Origin of the sequence: Mycobacterium sp. ENV421 (assembly GCF_002887815.1) — a bacterium.
Classification (GTDB): domain Bacteria; phylum Actinomycetota; class Actinomycetes; order Mycobacteriales; family Mycobacteriaceae; genus Mycobacterium.
Window position 1 is genome coordinate 1 of sequence record NZ_PDHO01000013.1, and the last position, 18,636, is coordinate 18,636.

General features: G+C 66.6%; 21 protein-coding genes, 1 tRNA gene and 1 pseudogene. 15 read left to right on the forward strand and 8 right to left on the reverse strand.

Annotated elements, in window-relative coordinates; translation table 11 throughout:
* Positions 1 to 98: pseudogene (locus CRM90_RS16440) on the forward strand (MspA family porin); the annotation flags it as partial.
* 63 nt (positions 99 to 161) lie between these two features.
* Here CRM90_RS16440 and mscL read toward each other — a convergent pair.
* Entirely contained in the window at positions 162 to 617 is a 456-nt protein-coding gene (mscL, locus tag CRM90_RS16445) for a large-conductance mechanosensitive channel protein MscL (RefSeq protein WP_102808028.1), read from the reverse strand.
* 78 nt (positions 618 to 695) lie between these two features.
* On the opposite strand from mscL, the gene CRM90_RS16450 reads away from it, so the two are divergent.
* Complete coding sequence (locus CRM90_RS16450) at positions 696 to 932, forward strand: hypothetical protein (RefSeq protein ID WP_142391386.1); 237 nt, start codon at positions 696 to 698, stop codon at positions 930 to 932.
* A gap of 1 nt (position 933) precedes the next feature.
* On the opposite strand, the gene CRM90_RS16455 is transcribed toward CRM90_RS16450, so the two are convergent.
* A complete protein-coding gene (locus tag CRM90_RS16455; protein ID WP_102808030.1) occupies positions 934 to 1,587 on the reverse strand; it encodes an SAF domain-containing protein in 654 nt (217 codons plus the stop codon).
* Between the two features lie 190 nt (positions 1,588 to 1,777).
* Between CRM90_RS16455 and CRM90_RS16460 the strand changes: the two genes are divergently transcribed.
* The gene (locus tag CRM90_RS16460) at positions 1,778 to 2,938 is read left to right on the forward strand and encodes a sensor domain-containing phosphodiesterase (RefSeq protein ID WP_158249029.1); all 1,161 of its coding nucleotides are present in this window, start codon (positions 1,778 to 1,780) and stop codon (positions 2,936 to 2,938) included.
* A gap of 39 nt (positions 2,939 to 2,977) precedes the next feature.
* On the opposite strand, the gene CRM90_RS16465 is transcribed toward CRM90_RS16460, so the two are convergent.
* Positions 2,978 to 3,295, reverse strand: coding sequence for an FmdB family zinc ribbon protein (locus tag CRM90_RS16465; RefSeq protein ID WP_102808032.1), 318 nt, complete (start codon positions 3,293 to 3,295; stop codon positions 2,978 to 2,980).
* 167 nt (positions 3,296 to 3,462) lie between these two features.
* Positions 3,463 to 4,086: a 5-formyltetrahydrofolate cyclo-ligase gene (locus tag CRM90_RS16470; protein WP_233209362.1), complete on the reverse strand. Its 624-nt coding sequence runs from the start codon at positions 4,084 to 4,086 to the stop codon at positions 3,463 to 3,465.
* 45 nt (positions 4,087 to 4,131) lie between these two features.
* On the opposite strand from CRM90_RS16470, the gene CRM90_RS16475 reads away from it, so the two are divergent.
* The 8 genes from CRM90_RS16475 to CRM90_RS16510 all read left to right on the forward strand — a co-directional run bounded on the left by CRM90_RS16475 (position 4,132) and on the right by CRM90_RS16510 (position 10,285).
* Positions 4,132 to 5,052 carry a UTP--glucose-1-phosphate uridylyltransferase gene (locus CRM90_RS16475; RefSeq protein WP_102808034.1) on the forward strand — a complete coding sequence of 307 codons (921 nt, stop codon included), beginning with the start codon at positions 4,132 to 4,134 and terminating at the stop codon, positions 5,050 to 5,052.
* A gap of 50 nt (positions 5,053 to 5,102) precedes the next feature.
* Positions 5,103 to 6,356, forward strand: a complete 1,254-nt coding sequence (gene glp / locus CRM90_RS16480) for a molybdotransferase-like divisome protein Glp (protein WP_102808035.1) — start codon at positions 5,103 to 5,105, stop codon at positions 6,354 to 6,356.
* 14 nt (positions 6,357 to 6,370) lie between these two features.
* The gene (locus CRM90_RS16485; RefSeq protein WP_102808036.1) at positions 6,371 to 7,024 is read left to right on the forward strand and encodes a GNAT family N-acetyltransferase; all 654 of its coding nucleotides are present in this window, start codon (positions 6,371 to 6,373) and stop codon (positions 7,022 to 7,024) included.
* Positions 7,025 to 7,170: 146 nt separating this feature from the next.
* On the forward strand, positions 7,171 to 8,238 hold the full coding sequence (gene sepX, locus CRM90_RS16490; protein WP_102808037.1) for a divisome protein SepX/GlpR: 1,068 nt from the start codon (positions 7,171 to 7,173) through the stop codon (positions 8,236 to 8,238).
* 51 nt (positions 8,239 to 8,289) lie between these two features.
* Positions 8,290 to 8,362, forward strand: a tRNA-Ala gene (locus CRM90_RS16495).
* Positions 8,363 to 8,525: 163 nt separating this feature from the next.
* Entirely contained in the window at positions 8,526 to 9,086 is a 561-nt protein-coding gene (locus CRM90_RS16500; protein WP_102808038.1) for a PAS domain-containing protein, read from the forward strand.
* Positions 9,076 to 9,816, forward strand: coding sequence for a sensor domain-containing diguanylate cyclase (locus CRM90_RS16505; RefSeq protein WP_233209370.1), 741 nt, complete (start codon positions 9,076 to 9,078; stop codon positions 9,814 to 9,816). Before CRM90_RS16500 ends, CRM90_RS16505 begins: the two co-directional genes overlap by 11 nt.
* Before the next feature lies 1 nt (position 9,817).
* Complete coding sequence (locus tag CRM90_RS16510) at positions 9,818 to 10,285, forward strand: DUF5313 domain-containing protein (RefSeq protein ID WP_286145640.1); 468 nt, start codon at positions 9,818 to 9,820, stop codon at positions 10,283 to 10,285.
* Here the strand turns inward: CRM90_RS16510 and CRM90_RS16515 are convergent, their stop codons facing one another.
* Complete coding sequence (locus CRM90_RS16515) at positions 10,286 to 10,708, reverse strand: PPOX class F420-dependent oxidoreductase (RefSeq protein WP_102808041.1); 423 nt, start codon at positions 10,706 to 10,708, stop codon at positions 10,286 to 10,288.
* Positions 10,709 to 10,830: 122 nt separating this feature from the next.
* On the opposite strand from CRM90_RS16515, the gene treS reads away from it, so the two are divergent.
* Both treS and CRM90_RS16525 read left to right on the forward strand, forming a co-directional pair.
* Complete coding sequence (treS, locus tag CRM90_RS16520) at positions 10,831 to 13,095, forward strand: maltose alpha-D-glucosyltransferase (RefSeq protein WP_102808042.1); 2,265 nt, start codon at positions 10,831 to 10,833, stop codon at positions 13,093 to 13,095.
* Between the two features lie 67 nt (positions 13,096 to 13,162).
* On the forward strand, positions 13,163 to 13,951 hold the full coding sequence (locus CRM90_RS16525) for a bestrophin-like domain (protein ID WP_102808043.1): 789 nt from the start codon (positions 13,163 to 13,165) through the stop codon (positions 13,949 to 13,951).
* On the opposite strand, the gene CRM90_RS16530 is transcribed toward CRM90_RS16525, so the two are convergent.
* Positions 13,935 to 14,498: a TetR/AcrR family transcriptional regulator gene (locus tag CRM90_RS16530; protein WP_102808137.1), complete on the reverse strand. Its 564-nt coding sequence runs from the start codon at positions 14,496 to 14,498 to the stop codon at positions 13,935 to 13,937. The two genes, CRM90_RS16525 and CRM90_RS16530, sit on opposite strands and share 17 nt — an antisense overlap.
* A 164-nt stretch (positions 14,499 to 14,662) precedes the next feature.
* Here CRM90_RS16530 and CRM90_RS16535 point away from each other — a divergent pair, with 164 nt between their 5' ends.
* Positions 14,663 to 15,883: a cytochrome P450 gene (locus tag CRM90_RS16535; protein WP_102808044.1), complete on the forward strand. Its 1,221-nt coding sequence runs from the start codon at positions 14,663 to 14,665 to the stop codon at positions 15,881 to 15,883.
* A 6-nt stretch (positions 15,884 to 15,889) separates the two neighbouring features.
* Here CRM90_RS16535 and CRM90_RS16540 read toward each other — a convergent pair whose 3' ends face one another.
* On the reverse strand, positions 15,890 to 16,441 hold the full coding sequence (locus CRM90_RS16540; RefSeq protein ID WP_102808138.1) for a hypothetical protein: 552 nt from the start codon (positions 16,439 to 16,441) through the stop codon (positions 15,890 to 15,892).
* A 186-nt stretch (positions 16,442 to 16,627) separates the two neighbouring features.
* Here CRM90_RS16540 and CRM90_RS16545 point away from each other — a divergent pair, with 186 nt between their 5' ends.
* Positions 16,628 to 17,794 carry a histidine phosphatase family protein gene (locus CRM90_RS16545; RefSeq protein ID WP_158249030.1) on the forward strand — a complete coding sequence of 389 codons (1,167 nt, stop codon included), beginning with the start codon at positions 16,628 to 16,630 and terminating at the stop codon, positions 17,792 to 17,794.
* A 12-nt stretch (positions 17,795 to 17,806) separates the two neighbouring features.
* Here the strand turns inward: CRM90_RS16545 and CRM90_RS16550 are convergent, their stop codons facing one another.
* Positions 17,807 to 18,559 carry an O-methyltransferase gene (locus CRM90_RS16550; RefSeq protein WP_102808046.1) on the reverse strand — a complete coding sequence of 251 codons (753 nt, stop codon included), beginning with the start codon at positions 18,557 to 18,559 and terminating at the stop codon, positions 17,807 to 17,809.
* Positions 18,560 to 18,636: the final 77 nt, after the last annotated feature.

Consider the following 18,636-nt stretch of genomic DNA (forward strand, 5'->3'; position numbering starts at 1 on the left):
GTGCGGCCGGCGGCGTGCTGCTGCGCCCCTTCGCCCGCCTGATCTCCAAGGCCGGTGACAGCGTCACCACCTACGGCGAACCCTGGAACATGAACTAACTCCTTGGCACGTCAACAAAATGGCCCCCGGCTCGCGCCGGGGGCCATTTTGTTCGCGTGTCGTCAGTCTTTGTCGGCGCTCGTCGTCTCGGCGGTGTCGGGGCTCGGGCCGGTGCCCGGGCCGGTGGTCTTCTTCGGTGCGCCCTCCGATTCGGCCAGCAGGTCGCGAATCTCGGTCAGCAGGCTCAACTCGGTGTCGCCGGCCTGCTCGACCTCGCCCTTCTTCCGAAGCCGGTTGTAGGGCACGACGACGAAGAAATACACGACGGCTGCCACGAGTACGAAGTTGATCAACGCGGACAGCAGGATGTTCAGGTCGATGGCCTGCCCACCGCCGATCCCGATGCGCAGTAGGCCGTAACTCGTGTCCTTGCCGGCACCGATCCGGCTGATCAGTGGCTGGATGATGCTTTCGGTGAACTTGGTGACCAGCGCGGTGAACGCGGTGCCGATCACCACCGCGACCGACAGGTCGACGATGTTTCCGCGGGAGAGAAACTCCTTGAATCCCTTCAGCACGGTATTGCCCCTTTCACTCTTGGCCCAGAGATCTCGAAGGGTAGTACTGCCAGGCAGCGGAAATGGCGTGCTGTTAGCTTGGCTGAAGACGTTTTCGGAGGGAAAACCATGTGGATGCGGGCACTGGCGGTCGCGACGTCCTTCGGTGCGCTGGCCGTGGCCGGCGGTGTCGCTGCCGGGGCGCCGAGTCCCGCCCCGGCGCCCGGCCCGGTGAGCAGCTCGTCGTCTGACGAGATCGCCGACATGGTGATGGACGTGATCCAGCAGGCGCCTCCGCCGTCCACCACCCCGCCGCCGGCACCGCCTGCCGGCTAGTTCAGTGGATCGTCAGCGTGACGGTCTGCACCAGCGTCGCCGCCGCCAAGGCGTGCGCGCCCGCCGCGGGCAACGCCACCAACACCACCCGGTCATCGCCCGCGCCTGCCGCCTTCTGCTTGGGTGACACCAGCACGACGACGGCGTTGGTGGCTGCGAGCGTCGGCTTCACGTCGCCGGCCCCGTCCGCGGCGCCCATGACGTCGACGACATCGCCGGGCCGGATCATGTCGAGCACCGCCGCGTCGGCGAGGTGCAGCGGCACCACCCGGGCGTCCGGTCCTGCGCTGAGCCCGGTAAGCCGTGAGCCGAGCACCCTGACGTCGGTGAGCACTTCTCCGCGTCGCGCCGGTCCGGCCAGGGTCGCCCCGATCACGTCGTCGGCGCTCACTTCTGCGCCGTCGGGAATCGTTGCGGCAGAACGCTTCTCCACCGTCACATCGTCGGCCGACAGGGCCAGCCCCGGGCTCAGGTCATGGGTTGCGACCACCACGTCGACTCGATGGCGGTCGGGGTCGGGCCGCAGCGCGGCAATGCCGGCGAGAACGACCAGTGCACCGGCGACGACCCGGCGCGCGACGACGGTGCGGGTGAAGTCGGGGCGTAGCAGGTGCCGGATCCGGCTCGGCAGCGTGGGGTTGAGCGACTCGCCCATGGCGCAACCGTAGAGCGCACGCGGCAATGGTGGTTGCGTGTCGCACCCTCGCCTGTTGACAACCGCCGCCGCGGGCTGAGCCATTGTTTGCAGGCGAGCGTCTTTTTGCTTTCTGGACGCCCTAAATGAGGTTTGCCTGTACCGTATCCAGCTGTAATTCGCGCCTGTGCTGGGGAGAGGAGGCGCAGAGGTGAACGCCGATCAGCTTCTCGCGCGCAGACTCTTGACGGCTCTCGCGACCGGCGGGGTGGAGCCGTTCTTTCAACCGATCGTGTCCCTGGATGACGGGCATGTACTGGGCTTCGAAGTTCTCGCCCGTTGGAACGATCCGGAACAGGGCTTCATCGCCCCCGACCGGTTCATTCCGATCGCGGACCGGTTCGGCTTGCTCGATCGCATGCTGGATCAGCTGATGCGCACGGCATTTTCGGCCGCCGAGGACTGGCCGCACCACCTGTTCCTCGGCTTCAACGTGTCGCCGACCCAGCTGCGCAACCCCGAGCTGGCGACCAGGATCGCCAAAGCTGCGCTGGATTCGTCATTTCCGTTGAGCCGCGTGCACATTGAAGTCACCGAGTCAGGCTTCATCGACGATCTGACTCAGCCGCGACGCACGCTCGACCGGCTGATCAACCTCGGCTGCATGATTGCCATGGACGATTTCGGCACCGGCTACTCAAGCCTGACGTGGCTCAGCACGCTGCCTTTCTCAAAGCTGAAGATCGATGCCAGCTTCGTGATGGCGATGGAGGAGCACCGGCAGAGCCGCAAGATCGTGCACGCGGTGGTGAGCCTGGGCCACAGCCTGGGCCTGGCTGTCGTGGCGGAAGGGGTCGAGACTCCGGGTCAGGCCGAGCTGTTGCGGACGATGGGGTGCAAGCTGGCGCAGGGATATCTGTTCGGGCGTCCGATGCCGGCCCAGCGGGTGCCGAATGCGTTGGTGGAGTTGGCTTCGGAGAGGTCCACCGAGAATCTGTTGGTGCCGATGTCCCTGGAATTGCGCGCCCACCGGCTCTCCGAGAGTTACGCCCCCGATGCCGCTGTCGCGTTCATGGACCCGGCAGGCACCGTCGTCGCGTCGAGCACCGCCTTCGACACGACGTTGGATTCCAACGGGGGAGAGGTGGCCGGACGTCACATCTGGGACCTGATCGGTGTCACTCCGGACACCATGGCCGAGCTGCGCGCCGCCGATCTGCTCGACGAGCCGTTCCCGGCGTTCGACGAGAAGGCGGCCGACGGGTCGGTCGAGCGGGTTCGCATCCGCCCGGTCAAGGACGAGAGCAGTGAATTGGTCGGTTATTCGGTCGAATTCGGGGACAACTCGAATTCGGCAGGAATGGCCTCCTGAGCGCGCGGAAAGCCTTGCGCTCCAATTGAACTCGGTGCGCTAGCTCGATGCTGCGGCGGCGGGCGCGGAGGATGTCGACGAACTGGACGAACTCGACGAATCGCTGGAGCTCGACGACTTCTCGGACGTCGACGACGAAGACGATGAGGACGACTCCGACTTGCTGCTGCTCTTGCCTGCTTCACGGCTGTCGGTGCGGTAGAAGCCGCTGCCCTTGAAGACCACGCCGACGGAGTTGAACAGCTTGCGCAGCCGACCGGAGCACTCGGGGCAACTGGTCAGCGCGTCATCAGTGAACGCCTGCACCGCGTCGAAGCGGTTGTCGCACTCGGTACACGCGTAGCTGTAGGTCGGCACATGAACCTCCGGAACGAGACTTGGTCTGTTAGCACTCTACCGTGCCAAGTGCTAGAACCGCCACGTGGCACATATCATTCCCCACGCCGCGCAGCGGGAACGGCGCGACGAAATGGGGAAAAACCCTTCGAGGGGGAGGCTGCGGGTGCAAGGTATGCCGAGTGGCCTCACTCGGTGTTGGCCAGCGCGCACAGGCCGTGTTTGGGGGTGAGGACATGGGTCATCCGGATGTCATGAGATTCGCTGGGCAGTTCGTCGACAAGCTCCGAGTCGCGGACCACCGCGACCAGTGTGGCGCCGGGTCGGCACAGCGGCAGCGAGCGATCGTAGAAGCCGCCGCCGCGACCCAGCCGCACGCCTCGGCGGTCCACCGCCAGCGCCGGCACGAGGACAACGTCGGCGTCTCCCAAGGCCGAGCTCGGCATCACCGGCTCGGCAGGCTCGAGCAGCCCGTATCGCGCGGCGACCAGCTCGCCGGGCACGTAGACACCCCAGAGCAGGGCCACCGGTACGCCGTCGGCTCCGGTGCGCGTCACCGGCAACAGCACCCGGGCGCACAGTTCGTGCAGCCGGTCCACCAGCTGCGGCGAACCCGGCTCGGTGCCCACCGGCAGGTAGGCGCACACCGTGTCGTCTCGGCCCACGAACTCGTCGAGATGCGCACAGAGCGCCCGCGCCTCGGCCGCCCGCACCTTGTCGGGCACTTCCCGGCGCGCCGCCAACAGGGCAGCCCGCTGCTGGGCTTTAGTACCGGCGAGCACGCTGTCCACCATGTCAGCGCGCAACCGCATTGCGCCAGAGCGAAGGACCACCATGTTGCCGTTAGGGTGTGAACGATGAGGCCGCCAGAGGTCCCGATTCCGCGCACAGCGATCGTCCCTGCGGCCGGATTGGGAACGCGATTCCTGCCCGCAACCAAGACCGTGCCCAAGGAATTGCTGCCTGTCGTCGACACGCCCGGTATTGAACTCGTCGCCGAGGAAGCCGCGGAAGCGGGCGCCGAGCGGCTGGTGATCGTCACCTCCGAGGGCAAAGACAGCGTGGTCGCCCACTTCGTCGAGGACCTGGTGCTGGAAGGCACGCTGGAGGCCCGCGGCAAGAAGGCCATGCTGGAGAAGGTGCGCCGAGCCCCGGCGCTGATCAAGGTCGAGTCGGTGGTGCAGCACGAGCCGCTGGGTCTAGGCCATGCGGTCGGCTGTGTGGAGGCGGTGCTGTCGCCGGACGAGGACGCGGTCTCGGTGCTGCTGCCAGATGACCTGGTGCTGCCGACCGGTGTGCTCGAGACCATGGCGAAGGTGCGGGCGAAGCGGGGCGGCACGGTGCTGTGCGCCATCGAGGTGTCCGAGGACGAGGTCAGCTCCTACGGTGTGTTCGACGTCGAGAAAGTGCCCGATGCGGCCAACCCGAACGTGATGCGGGTCAAGGGCATGGTGGAGAAGCCGAAGGCCGAGGACGCGCCCTCGCTGTACGCCGCCGCCGGCCGCTACATCCTGGATCGGGCGATCTTCGACGCGCTGCGCCGCGTCGACCGGGGTGTCGGCGGCGAGATCCAGCTGACCGACGCCATCGAGTTGTTGATCAAGGAGGGGCACCCGGTCCACGTGGTGGTGCACCGCGGCTCTCGACACGACTTGGGAAATCCCGGCGGCTACCTGAAGGCTGCGGTTGACTTTGCGTTGGATCGTGACGACTATGGCCCGGATTTGCGGCGATGGTTGACGGCACGCCTGGGCCTGGCCGACAAGACCGAACAGTAGGAGCTGCGGCGGGCCCGCGCGATGCGGAGCTCGAGGCAGAAAGGCGCGCGGTGCGTTCGGTAGAGGAACAGCAGGCCAGAGTGGCGGCCGCGGCGGTGGCACCACGCCCGGTACGCGTGCCGATCGCCGAGTCCCAGGGCCTGATGTGCGCCGAGGAAGTGATCACCGAACATCCCCTGCCCGGTTTCGACCAGGCCGCCATCGACGGCTATGCGGTCCGCAGCGTGGATGTCCAGGGTCTCGGCGGAGGTTCCGACGATGAGCAGGGTGGCGAGATCAGTCTGCCGGTGATGGGTGTCATCGAGGCGGGTGCGCGGACCCCCAGCCGGCTGCAGCCCAAGCAGGCCGCCCGGGTGCAGACCGGTGCGCCGATGCCGACATTGGCCGATGCCGTGCTGCCGTTGCGGTGGACCGACGGCGGTCAGGCGCGGGTGCGAGTGTTGCGCGGGGTTCGGTCGGGTGCCTACGTCCGGCGGGCCGGTGACGACGTGCAGCCCGGCGACGTCGCGGTGCGTGCCGGTGCGACGATCGGCGCCGCGCAGGTGGGATTGCTTGCCGCAGTCGGCCGCGAGCGCGTGTTGGTGCATCCGCGTCCCCGGGTGACCGTGATGAGTGTGGGCGGCGAGCTGGTCGACATTTCCCGGACGCCCGGCAATGGCCAGGTGTACGACGTCAACTCGTATGCGATCGCTGCCGCGGCGCGCGATGCCGGCGCCGAGGTGAATAGGGTGGGCATCGTCAGCACCGAGCCGAAGGCGCTGCGCGAGGCCGTCGAGGGTCAGCTCAACCGTGCCGAGCTGGTGGTGATCGCCGGAGCGGTCGGTGGGGCTGCGGCCGAAGGTGTGCGCGCGGTGCTGTCGAAGCTCGGCGAGATGGAAGTCACCAGGATCGCCATGCATCCCGGGTCCGTGCAGGGCTTCGGTCAGCTGGGCCGCGAACGGGTCCCGACGTTCCTGTTGCCGGCGAACCCGGTCAGCGCGCTGGTCGTTTTCGAGGTCATGGTTCGCCCGCTGATTCGGCTCTCGCTGGGCAAGCGCCAGTCGCTTCGGCGTGTCGTGCAGGCCCGGGCGTTGTCGCCGATTTCGTCGGTGCCCGGGCGTAAGGGTTTCCTGCGTGGGCAGCTGATGCGTGACCAGGACACCGGCGAGTATCTGGTGCAGGCACTCGGCGGCGCGCCGGGCGCGTCGTCGCATCTGTTGGCGACGCTGGCCGAGGCGAACTGCTTGGTCGTGGTGCCGACCGAACTGGATCAGGTCCGGACCGGCGAAGTCGTCGACGTCGCCTTCCTGGCTCAACGCGGCTGACCCGCGGAGCAGAAGTGAATTTGTGGCGTAACAGTTCCCTGCACCCGGGCTGGCCCGCTTCCGTGGGTCCGCTGCGGGTCGGCGCCGGGGTGATCCGCTTACGCCCGGTGCGAATGCGCGACGCGGCGATGTGGAGCCGCATCCGCTTGGCCGACCGCCGCTATCTTGAGCCGTGGGAACCGACTGCTGAGGTGGATTGGACTGTGCGGCATGCAGTTTCGTCCTGGCCGCCGGTGTGCTCTGGCCTTCGGGCAGAGGCGCGCAAGGGCCGGATGCTGCCGTATGTGATCGAACTCGACGGGCAGTTCAGCGGTCAGCTCACGATCGGCAACGTGACGCACGGAGCGTTGCGCTCAGCCTGGATCGGCTATTGGGTGTCGAGCGCCGTCACCGGCGCGGGGGTAGCCACGGGTGCGCTTGCGCTGGGGCTCGACCACTGCTTCGGGCCGGTCGGTCTGCATCGGGTGGAGGCGACGGTGCGCCCGGAGAATGCGGCGAGTCGCGCGGTGCTGGCCAAGGTCGGCTTTCGCGAGGAGGGCCTGTTGGAGCGGTACCTCGATGTCGACGGAGCGTGGCGCGACCACCTGTTGGTGGGGATGACCGTGGAAGAGGTCGAGGGCTCCGTGGTGGGTCGACTCGTGCACCGCGGGCTGGCGCACTGGGCGTGATTGCCGAGGCGACTTGTTACTAATGTGACATTTGTGGCTGTTGGTGCTTGTCAAGGGCAAATTACAAGTGTGTAATTGACTCCGGCGCGCCGTCCCGGGTTGCCAAGGTCACGGACCTAGCCTGGACGCGAAAGGAGCAGGCCACCATGCCAAGCATCCCCCAATCATTGCTCTGGATCTCGCTTGTGGTGCTGTGGTTGTTCGTGTTGGTCCCGATGCTCATCAGCAAGCGTGACAACGTCCGCCGGACCAGTGACGTCGCGCTTGCCACCCGGGTGCTCAACGGCGGCGAGAAGTCGCGCCGGTTCAAGCGCAGCGGCCCCTCGGCCGGTCATCGGCACGACCCGGACTGGCAGCCCGAAGCGGACCAGTTCGACGAGCTGGACTCCGACGACGAGACGCCGTCGCGGACCCGCACGGTCGTCGTGGTGGCTGCGGTCACCGAGGAGGCCGAGTCGGATTACCTGGACGTCGACGTGGTCGACGAGGACTCCGGTGCGCTACCGGTCGGCGGCACCGCACGCAGCGCCCAGGTCCAGCCGAGCCTGTTCGACGAAGCCCCGGCGCCCGTGGTTTCCGAGCCCGTGGCGGAGGTCGATGAGGCCGGTGACGAGACCCAGGACGATCAGGCCGACAGCGTGCCCGCGAGCGACGACACCGATCAGTTTCAGGCGGTCACCGAGGATCAGCCGCAGGACGGCACCGACGACGAATACGAATACGTCGAGGACACTTCGGGTCTGGAGGCGGAGGACGAGCCTGCGACGACCGTGACGCCGCGGGCGAGCCGGCCGCGTCGTTCGGAGTCGACGACGGCCGCGGCGGTCAGCGCACGCAAGTACCGCTTCCGCAAGCGGATGCTGATGGCAATGGCCGCGGTCATGGTCGTCACGGCAACGCTGTCGTTCACCGTCAGCTCGGGCCTGTGGTGGGTCACCGGTGCGGCCGGCGCCGTGACCGTGCTGTACCTGGGCTACCTGCGCCGTCAGACCAGGATCGAGGAGCAGGTGCGCCGGCGTCGCCAGCAGCGGATGGCTCGCTCGCGGCTCGGGGTGGAGAACACCGAGGACCGTGAATTCGACGTCGTGCCGTCCCGGCTGCGTCGTCCCGGTGCCGCGGTGCTGGACATCGACGACGAGGACCCGATCTTCGAGCACCTCGACGAGGTCGCGTTCGCCCGGCACTTCGACCTGCCGCGGGCGGCCGGCCAGTAGGTCGCCGGTTTCAACTAGGCGGGCTGCGACTGGTAGCCTGCTAGCGACCAAGGGGCTATAGCGCAGTTGGTAGCGCGTCTCGTTCGCATCGAGAAGGTCAGGGGTTCGATTCCCCTTAGCTCCACAGTTTTCAACGATCGACGGCACGCCTTCGCCGGCCCAGCCGCGGCCCAAGTCCGCCACATCTCGCGTCCCTGCCGACGTTGGCCGTAGCCTGTTGGGCTGGAGCGCATGCTGGCGACGAATTCTCTGGTGAGGTTCCGCGCTGATTGCCGGAGGGATATGTCATGTCGGACACCGGTGCGCTCGGTGACGAGCATCGGCTGCGGCAGCTCATCGACAAATTGCCGGCCATGGTGGCGTACTGGGACGTCGATCTCCGAAACGTGGTCGCCAATGAGGCCCACCGGCCGTTCTTCGGCAAGACTCCCGCCGAGATCCGCGGTATGCACATCACCGAGTTGCTGGTCGGGGACCTCGGTGAGGCGAGCCTGCCGTACGTGTACGCCGCCATGGCGGGCGAGGATCAGATATTCGAGAAGACGCTGACCGACCACAACGGCGCTGTCCGTCATGTCCAGGCCTCCTACCTGCCGGACGTGGTCGACGGGCAGGTGCGTGGGTTGTACGTGCAGGTGGCTGACGTGACAGCGCGGGTCGAGGCCGAGCGGGCCCGCGACGACGCTCAGCGGCTGTTCGAGATCAGCATGGACAACGCGCCGTTCGGGAAGGCCGTGTTCAGCACCGACGGACAGGCGCTCTACATCAACTCGGCCCTGCGCGAGCTGCTGGGGGATCCGGCCGCACGAAGAGGCGGTTCTCAACTACTACGACGGCATCCACCCTGACGATGTCGCTGTGGCGGAACAGGATTGGCGTGACCTGCTGTCCGGCTCGGCAGATCAGATCGCCACCGAGGTGCGTTACGTCAGGAGTGACGGCGCCATCATCTGGGTGCATCGCGCCGCGGTGCTGGCGCCCGGCGCTCACGGCGGTGCCGACGTGGTGATCGCCCAGCTTCAGGACGTCACCGTCCGGAAGGGTATCGAGGTCGAACTGGCCCACCGCGCCGTGACCGATCCGCTCACCGGCCTGCACAACCGGCACTCGCTCGTCGCTCGGATCGCCGAGCACCGCACCGCTCACCCCGGCGACTGCGTGGCCGCGTTGTTCATCGACCTCGATGGGTTCAAGAAGGTCAATGATTCGCACGGCCACGCCGCAGGAGATGCCGTTCTGGAAGCCGCCGCGGGGCGGCTTGCCGCAGCGGTGGTGTCGCCCAATGCGGTCTATCGTCTCGGCGGCGACGAGTTCGTCGTTCTGGTCGTCGACGACGTCGGTGAGTCCGCCGTCGAGCAATTGGCGCAGGACGTGTGGGCTGCGGTCAGCGGCGCGTATCCCGTGGATGGCAGCGAGGTGACACTCACGGCATCGGTGGGGCGTGCATCCAGCCGGACGGCGGACGCCGCCGAACTCATCCGCGAGGCCGATATCGACATGTACCGGCAGAAAGCACGGCGGCAACAGGGTGATCAACGCCTCAGCTCAACCGAAATTGTCGCGCGCGACGGCGAGTAGGCTGCGGGTTAGGAAACCGCTACCCGAGGAGGATGCCACGTCCGCCGATCGGCCCAATCTGGGCCAACTCATCATGTACTCGTACGGGTTCCGCCGGCTGCCTGCTTCGATGCGGGAATGGGTCGCGAACGATCTCGCGGGGCCCGGCGCCGTCAAGCGGTTCATGCTCAAAGCGGCGATCCCGCCGTTCTTCCTCCTGGCGCCGTTCTGGCTGCTGCCCGTGGAGAACAACTCGGTGTACGTTCACGCCGAGATGACGGTGCCGCTCTATCTGTGGACGCTGGCGATTTCACTTGCGCTGAACAAGGTTTGGCGGCGCCATCGGCTCGCTGTGCACGGTCTTGACCCGAACCTGGTGGACGTGGTCAAGCGTCAGAAGAACGCCCGTATCGAAGAGGATTACATCGCCCGGTTCGGCCCGCGCCCCCAGGACGCCGAGCATCAGAAGAACAGCAATCCGTTCTTCTGATCAGTCGGCGACGTTGAACGCCGTGATCACCTTCGTCGGGGTCACCCGTACGACCAGCTCACCGGGCACGCCGTTGCGCCTGCCGAATTCTTCGGCGCGCTCGGCTCCCATATAGCGGGCCGCGATGCGGGTCGCGAGGTCGAGCAGTTCATCGGGATCTTCGCCGAGGGACGCGGTGCCCTGAACCTGAACGAACGAGAACGGCGGATCCTGGTCGTCGACGCAGATCGCGACCCGTGGGTCGCGGCTCAGCGCACGGCCTTTGGCGGTCGCCTTTCCGGTGTTGAAGACCAGTTGGCCACCGTCGACGATGAACCACACCGGGGCGACGAGCGGTCTGCCGTCTGCGGCGACATAGGCCAGTTTGGCCGTTCGGGTGCCCTCGGAGAGGAACGCGGCCACGTCGTCGGAGAGTTCGTCCATACCGTCGAGGCTAGGCGCTTGACCCGCGAAGCGTTTCGACCCATGCCGGCGGTGGCAATACTCGAGTGGCGCGTCGTCGGGTTTGGCAGGCAAGGTTGAAGCAAGACAAAGTCAGGAGTCTCATGTCGCAGACGGTGGAGTCCATGCCCGACGATGGACCGCCCGACGAGGGTGAAACCGGCAATGCGCCTGCCGAGATCACCTACGACGAGCATCTGCACCCTGCCCGACCTCGTACGTTGCGGTTCCGTCCGCGCGTTCGAAACCCGTTCGTGCGCAGGTCGATTGCGCAGGACGGCTCGCCGACGGCGGACAACCAGGCCTACGTGTCGTGGCTGTTGTCACAGTCGATGCTGGCCGACGCCAACGAGATCAGCCAGCAATTCTCCGGACAGGGTTCGATGTGGCAGAACCCGTACGCCACGCCCAGCCCACGCAGTGCTGTTGACGCTGCGTCGGTGTGGTTCACCGCGTATCCGCTGTCGCTCATCACCCGGCCCGAGGAATCCTTCCTCAAGGCCATGGCCGATGAAGCGATGTGGAAGGCATTCGCAGAGATCGGTATCGAGGGGATCCACACCGGCCCCGTCAAACGCGCCGGTGGCATCGCGGGCTGGCAGCTGACCCCCAGCGTTGACGGCCACTTCGACCGGATCAGCACCCAGATCGACCCGGCGTTCGGCACCGAAGACGAGTTCCGCCAGATGTGCGGCACCGCGAACTGGTACGGCGGCACCATTCTCGACGACATCGTGCCCGGCCACACCGGCAAGGGCGCGGATTTCCGGCTGGCGGAGATGAAGTACGCCGACTATCCCGGCATCTACCACATGATCGACATCGATCCGCTGGACTGGGAGCACCTGCCCGACGTTCCGCACGGCCGGGACTCGGTCAACGTGGACGCCGCGACCGAGGAATGGCTGGACAAGGCCGGCTACATCATCGGGCGGCTGCAACGCGTGATCTTCTACGCCGAGGGCATCAAGGAGACCAACTGGAGTGTCACCCGCCCCGTCGTCGGCATCGACGGTGTCGAGCGGCGGTGGGTGTATCTGCACTACTTCAAGGAGGGGCAGCCCTCGATCAACTGGCTCGACCCGTCCTTCGCCGGGATGCGCCTCGTCATCGGCGACGCACTGCACTCACTGACCGATCTCGGGTCGGGCGGGTTGCGCCTCGACGCCAACGGCTTCCTCGGCGCCGAGAAGACGTCCGGGGACGACGGCGTGGGATGGTCGGAAGGTCACCCGCTGTCGCAGGCCGCCAACCAGTTCATCGGAAGCATGGTGCGCAAACTGGGCGGTTTCACCTTCCAGGAACTGAACCTGACGATCGACGACATCAAGGAGACCAGCGGCACCGGCGCCGACCTGTCCTACGACTTCGTCAACCGGCCCGCCTATCACCACGCGCTGGCGACCGCCGACACGGAGTTTCTGCGCCTGACGCTGCGCACGGCCATCGAACTGGGCGTGGACCCGGCATCACTGGTGCACGCACTGCAGAACCACGACGAGCTGACCTACGAGTTGGTGCACTGGTCGAACGGCCACAAGGACGACATCTACACCTACAAAGGCCATGAGATCACCGGCGAGGCCCTCGGCGAACGTGTTCGCGCCGACCTGACCGAAGCGCTCACCGGACCGGCCGCGCCGTACAACCGCGTCTTCACGACGAACGGAATCGCTTGCACCACAGCGACAGTGATCGCTGCGACGCTGGGATACCGCGACCTCGACGACATCGACGACGACATCGACCGCATCCGCCGGGCACACCTGCTGCTGGCGATGTTCAACGCACTTCAGCCAGGGGTGTTCGCGCTGTCCGGCTGGGACCTGTGCGGCATGCTCACATTACCGTCGGCTGAGGTCGCCGACCTGATGCACGGTGGTGACACCCGCTGGATCCACCGCGCCGCGCACGACCTGATGGGCGTCAACCCGGCAGCGACGAAGTCGAACGCCGGAATGCCTCGTGGCCGAAGCCTGTACGGGTCGATTCCCGAGCAGCTCGCCGACGACACCAGCTTCCTGCGCCAACTGCAGGCGATACTGCGGGTGCGGGCGCACTACGGCATTGCGACCAGCCGGCAGGTCGACATTCCCGAGGTGTCACATCGCGGCATGTTGGTGATGGTGCACCAGCTCGATGCGCCCGAGCAGCATCAGCTGACGGTGTTGAACTTCGCCAACGAAGACATCGCAGGCACTGTCCGATCCAAGACTCTGCCGCCGGGTGCGACCGTGCGCGACATGTTCACCGGGGCGCACATCGCGGTCGTCGACGACCTGCACAGCTTTGCGGTCGAGATGATTCCGCATCACGGGATGGCGCTCCTGGTCGAAGTCGAACCGGCCGACGAGGGCGCGCCGGCCTGAGCCGGCCTGCTCGGCGGGGCACGCGCACTAGACTCCAGCTGCCGGGTGTTGTCTGGGGGAGTCGTCGATGAGTGGATGGCTGGTGAGCACCGTCCCGCCGGGACTGCTCCTCGTCGGTCTGATCGTGGTCATCGCCGGGGGTGCGATGCTGATCGCCAGGGTGATTCGTCGACGGTTCCCCGCGCTCACCCGGGACGAGCACAACGACGTCACCAAATTCACCTACACCTTCATCGGCTTCATCTACGCCTTTCTGATCGGGTTCATGACGTCGTCGATGTGGGGTCAGATCAGCTCCGCCGACGCGAACGCGCGCGCCGAAGGTGCGGCTGCCATCGAAATGGCAAGGGATCTGGTCGCTTTCGACAAGCCCGACGCAGATCGCCTGCGGCGCAGCCTGCTCGACTACGAGAAGTCCGCGATCGCGGAGTGGGAAAGCGGCCCCGGGACCCGCTCACCCGGGACCGACGATGCGCTGGCGCAGTTGACGTCGGCCTACCGGCAGGTCACCGCGACGACCGACAGCCAGAAGACCGTTCTCTCAACGTCATACGCGAACCTCGACAAGATGAGCCAGGCCCGCACCGTCCGCCTGCTCACGGCCCGCGAAGACACCGGGCCGCCGTGGCCGCTGTGGGCGGTGATCTTTTTGACCAGTGCACTGGTCCTGGGCACCGTGGTGATCTACGGGGTCGACAAGCCCGGGCTGCACTACCCGATGGTGGCGATCGTCGGCCTGATCGTGGCGACCAATCTGTTCCTGCTTCTCGAGGCGTCGCACCCGTACATCGGTGGTATATCGACGACGCCCGACCCGCTCTATGAGGCGGTTTCGGTCATCAGCGGCCAACGGTGACGGGACGGTAGGCCGGCGCCACGAACCGCTCCAGGACCTGCCGTTCCTCGCGAATATCGGCGATGGGTGAGTAGGCGAACGAGACGACAACGCGCACAATCCATTGCGCGGCCTGCGGATCGTCGTCGGTGATGCCGGTGAGCTCGGCGGCCAAGTGGGCGAGCACCGGCGAGGAATGCAAATTCCTCAGATCCGGTGAACTGCCGGTGCTGAACATCAGGCGCCGCAGCGGATCAGATCGGATCTCGCGCAGCGCCACGGTGATTGCGGCGATCACCCGCTCCGCACCGGTGAGGCCGTCCACCGACTGCCGAACCGTGTCGATGATGCCCGCCGCCAGGCGCATGAGCACGGCGTCGCGGATCTGGCCCTTGCCGCCGGCATGGCGGTACACCGTGGCCCGCGAGCAGTGGACCCGCTCGGCCAGGGTGTCGATATCCAACGCATCCAATCCGTCGCGGATGACGAGCTCGGTCGCTGCCGCATGGATGCGCTCCGCCGCCGCCGCGGCGCGGTCACCGCCCAGCACCCAGTCGTTGCGAGTCATGACGGACATCTTCTCAAGAATGAGACGACGACCTCGCCAGAATGAACTGTTCACCCTGGTGAACGGGCTCGAGTGAGACACCGCGACCACCGTGATCGCAGGTTCGGTATCGAGATGTCCGATCACGATTGACGCAGCGCCCCGCCACCGCTCAGCGTGAACAGATGACATCGGCGGATACCGGCCTGGGGTTGGCACTCTTCGAGGACCGGTACATCCAGGATCCGCACCCGCTGTACGCGAGCATGCATCAGGCCGGCGACGTCCACCGCATCGCGGACTCGGGTTTCTACGCCGTGAGCAGCTGGGGTGCCGTCAACGAGGCGGTCGCCCGCGTCGATGACTTCTCGTCGAACCTGACGGCCACGATGATGTACGAGGCTCCCAACACCGTCACCGCCTTCCCGATCGGCGAACTCGGCGGCGAGATGCAGGCCTTGGCGACAGCGGACGAACCAGTGCATTCGATGCACCGGAAACTGCTGCTGCCCCAACTGGCCGCGAAACGCATCCGCGCGGCCGAATCGTTCATCGCCGACACCGCAGCGGCGATATGGGATGCCAGTGCCGATGATGACGGCATCGAGTGGATGAGCATGATGGCCAATCGGCTGCCGATGATGATCGTCGGCCGGATCATCGGGGTGCCCGACACCGACATCGACAGAATCATCCACTGGGGATACGCGGCCACCCAGGTGGTCGAAGGCTTGGTGACGCCGGCTCAAATGGAATCCGCCGGTGTCGCCGTGATGGAGCTCAGCACTTACATCGCTGACCAATTCGGACGGGCGGCGACCGAGCCACGCGACAACCTGTTGGGTGATCTGGCCTCGGCATGTGCCGCCGGCGACCTCAGCGACATTGCGGCGCTCGCGATGATGATCACCCTGTTCAGCGCCGGAGGCGAATCCACCGCATCGCTGATCGGCTCTGCCGCTTACCTTCTCGCCACTCGGCCCGATGTACAGCACCGACTGCGCGACCGGCCGGACCTGCTCGGGGCGTTCCTGGAGGAGGTACTTCGTTACGAGCCGCCGTTCCGCGGGCACTACCGCCATGTCGTCAACGACACCGAACTGTGCGGCGTCGAACTCGAGGCGGGTTCGCGGTTGCTGCTGTTATGGGGAGCCGCCAACCGGGACCCGGCGCACTTCGACGATCCCGCCGAGTTCCGACTGGATCGGCCGGCAGGTAAGGGGCACATCACCTTTGGCAAGGGTGCGCACTTCTGCGTCGGGGCGGCGCTGGCGCGACTGGAGGCGCAGATCGTCATCGGTCAGCTCGTGGAGCGCACCGCGACCCTCGGCGCCGCCGAAGTCGGACGGTGGCTGCCGAGCCTTCTGGTGCGCCGCCTCGAGCGGCTGCGGCTCAGCGTCAGCTGAACGAAATCAGCGGTGACCGCTGCCGCCGACCTCGGCGGGCAATGGCGGCGGCAACGGCGTCGTCGACGTGGACGTGGTGCTGGTGGGGACCGATGACGTCGTCGGTGACGACGACGTGGATGTCGCAGCCGATGTCGACGTGGATGTCGCAGTCGATGTCTGGGGACCGTGGAAGTCCACCCACGATTCCCTGCGGACCACCGTCGTGCCGGAGCTGACCACCAGCGCACTCGAAGTCACCGTGTAGGTGATGCCGTCGTTGACCGCACTGTAGGAGCCGTCGCCGGAACTGGACGCGGACAGCACCAGCTTGGCGCCGTCGCGGACTCGCACGCCGCGGTACTCGTATCCGCCGGTCGCCGTCTTGCAGATCGCCACCCGGGAGCTGTCCGTGCTGCCGAAGAGCACCGCGGAGCCTGAACAGCGGGCCGTCGAGTCGAGGTAGCCGTAGGTGTCGAAGTCGGGTGCGGCGGCGGCGTGCGGCAGGGCGGTCATCAGCAGAGCGGCGCATGCCGCGGCCGCCGCAGCGCCTGCGGCGCGGATCGCAGAAGAAGGCATCGACTTCCACGACACCATGCGCACGCCGGGCGGGCGACCGCCGATGCCGACTCTCCATGCGATCGTTAGTTCGCCGAGACCCCGCGCGGTCGCTTGTAGACAGATTTCCGATTGTGTACTGTGACCGGGCGCACAGTCGGTAACCTCTGAGCGCATATCACTGTCGGGGATCAGATGGAGTTCGGGATGCGAAATCACGCGGGCGTTCGGCATCGAGCATTGACAACACTGGCGACGATAATCTCGGCCGTCGCCTTCTTCGTGATGTCGGCACTGCCCGCCTGGGCTGCCGACTCGATCACCCTGACCTGGGTGCGGCACGGCGAGTCCTACGGCAACGTCGCAGGAGCCGGGATCGACACCAAGGTGCCCGGACCGCAGCTCACCGCACTCGGCGAACAGCAGGCCGAAGCCATCGCCCAGCAGCTCAAAGACGGCGGCTACGACAGCATCTACGTCTCCGACATGATCCGCACCCACGAGACGGCAGCCCCGCTCGCGACGGAAACCGGGCTCACGCCGATCCAGGAGGGTGGCTTCCGGGAGATCGGCGCCGGCATCTTCGAGGGATCACCGATCGACAGCGGGCTCGGCCGCATCGGTTACTTCCTGATCCCGGTGGCCTGGACCCTCGGGCTGCGCAGCCTGCCCATCCCACTCGGCGAGAACGGCAACGGCTTCGAGTCCCGGGTCAACGGTGCCATCGCCTCAGTGATCGCCAACGGTGACACCAAGCCGGTGATCTTCTCGCACGGCGCCACGATCATGGTCTGGACCATGATGAACGTCGACAATCCCGATGTCATGCTCATGCTGACCCATCCGCTGGGTAACACCTCCGTCGTCGTGGTGACCGGCAACCCGGATGACGGCTGGACGCTGCAGAGCTGGGATGGTGTTGCCGTCAGCCAGAATCCGTCGCTCGCAGGCAAGTTGTTCGTCAACACCCGCAGTCTGATCGTGGCGCCGCAGACCGCGGTCTACGACGTCGTGCAGGCGGTCAAGACCGGCGATATCAGCAAGGTGGTGGCCGCCGCGCGGGACGGCATCGCCCTCGTCGCCAAAGCCGGTGTCGACTTCGTCAAGAACTCGGTCACCGACATCGCTCAGGCGATCCGCGGGGCGCTGCCCGGCTCGGCAGCTGCCGTCGTCAGTCCCCTTGCCGCCAAGGTGAAGTCGCCCGCCGCGGCGGCGGTCAAGGCGGAGCCGGGCAAGGTCAACGCCGGATCGAGCCGCAAGGCCTCCGCGAAGGCCGATGCGTCCGGTCCGGGGGCGGGCAGTGGTAAGGCGAACGGCGGAGCCAAGAAGGGCACCGGCTCCAGCCGTCGGGCTGCCCACAAAGCGGCTGCCTGACAGGGGCTTCGCTCAGCGGCGATACTGCGACTCGAGCACCAGGTCGGGCACCAGTTTCTGGTACTCCATGTGAGTGCGGTGTTCCACCGTGGTCCAGCTGTTGCCCTCCTGCTCGTGCATGAAGGCGCGGTACTTCGGCGAGCCCGGAAAGCCGACATTGTCGGCGACGACGACGGCCCCGCTGCGTAGCCAGCCCCGCTCGACGATGCTGAGCAAGTCCGCCAGATAAGCGTTCTTGTCGTGGTCGATGAACAGGAAATCGACTGTGCCTGAGTCGAATCCGTGCTCATCATGCAGCGCGTCGAGCGTGCGCCCGCCATCGCCGACCGTCCCGACCACGCAGGTGACCCGGTCAGCAACCCCCGCATGTGCCCAGATCCGCCGGGCCACAGCGGCATTCGCAGATGCGAGTTCGACGGAATACACCCGCGCCGACGGCGCCGCCCCCGCGATCCGTAACGCGCCATACCCGCAGTAGGTGCCCAGTTCGAGCGCCAGTCGAGGATCGGCACGGCGCACCGCGGCATCGAGCAGCGCGCCCTTCTCGTCGCCGATGTTGACCAGAAACGACTTGGCGTAGGCGTACTCGTCGATGGTGGCCAGCACGCTGTCGATATCGCCGCGACGGGCGTTGGCCTCGACGTAGTCCGCCGCCGCGGCCTCCCGGCCGTCGCCGATCTGGCCCGTCCTGTTGAAGTTCCGGATCCCGATGCCGGTGCGCAGCACCGACCATCGCAGCAACGGCAAATGCTGGCGAAGATTCATGGACTCACGCTACGTTGTGCTCGCGGGTGCCAGTGACGGGCTTGCGAGAGGTGCGTGTGCGGGCAATAGCGTCATCG

Coding starts and splice junctions, on each gene's coding strand:
- CRM90_RS16455 (WP_102808030.1), bottom strand. CDS start 1,587: ATGGGCGAGTCGCTCAACCCCACGCTGCCGAGCCGGATCCGGCACCTG.
- CRM90_RS16470 (WP_233209362.1), bottom strand. CDS start 4,086: ATGCGGTTGCGCGCTGACATGGTGGACAGCGTGCTCGCCGGTACTAAA.
- CRM90_RS16475 (WP_102808034.1), top strand. CDS start 4,132: ATGAGGCCGCCAGAGGTCCCGATTCCGCGCACAGCGATCGTCCCTGCG.
- sepX (WP_102808037.1), top strand. CDS start 7,171: ATGCCAAGCATCCCCCAATCATTGCTCTGGATCTCGCTTGTGGTGCTG.
- CRM90_RS16500 (WP_102808038.1), top strand. CDS start 8,526: ATGTCGGACACCGGTGCGCTCGGTGACGAGCATCGGCTGCGGCAGCTC.
- CRM90_RS16515 (WP_102808041.1), bottom strand. CDS start 10,708: ATGGACGAACTCTCCGACGACGTGGCCGCGTTCCTCTCCGAGGGCACC.
- treS (WP_102808042.1), top strand. CDS start 10,831: ATGTCGCAGACGGTGGAGTCCATGCCCGACGATGGACCGCCCGACGAG.
- CRM90_RS16525 (WP_102808043.1), top strand. CDS start 13,163: ATGAGTGGATGGCTGGTGAGCACCGTCCCGCCGGGACTGCTCCTCGTC.
- CRM90_RS16530 (WP_102808137.1), bottom strand. CDS start 14,498: ATGACTCGCAACGACTGGGTGCTGGGCGGTGACCGCGCCGCGGCGGCG.
- CRM90_RS16535 (WP_102808044.1), top strand. CDS start 14,663: ATGACATCGGCGGATACCGGCCTGGGGTTGGCACTCTTCGAGGACCGG.
- CRM90_RS16540 (WP_102808138.1), bottom strand. CDS start 16,441: ATGCCTTCTTCTGCGATCCGCGCCGCAGGCGCTGCGGCGGCCGCGGCA.
- CRM90_RS16545 (WP_158249030.1), top strand. CDS start 16,628: ATGCGAAATCACGCGGGCGTTCGGCATCGAGCATTGACAACACTGGCG.
- CRM90_RS16550 (WP_102808046.1), bottom strand. CDS start 18,559: ATGAATCTTCGCCAGCATTTGCCGTTGCTGCGATGGTCGGTGCTGCGC.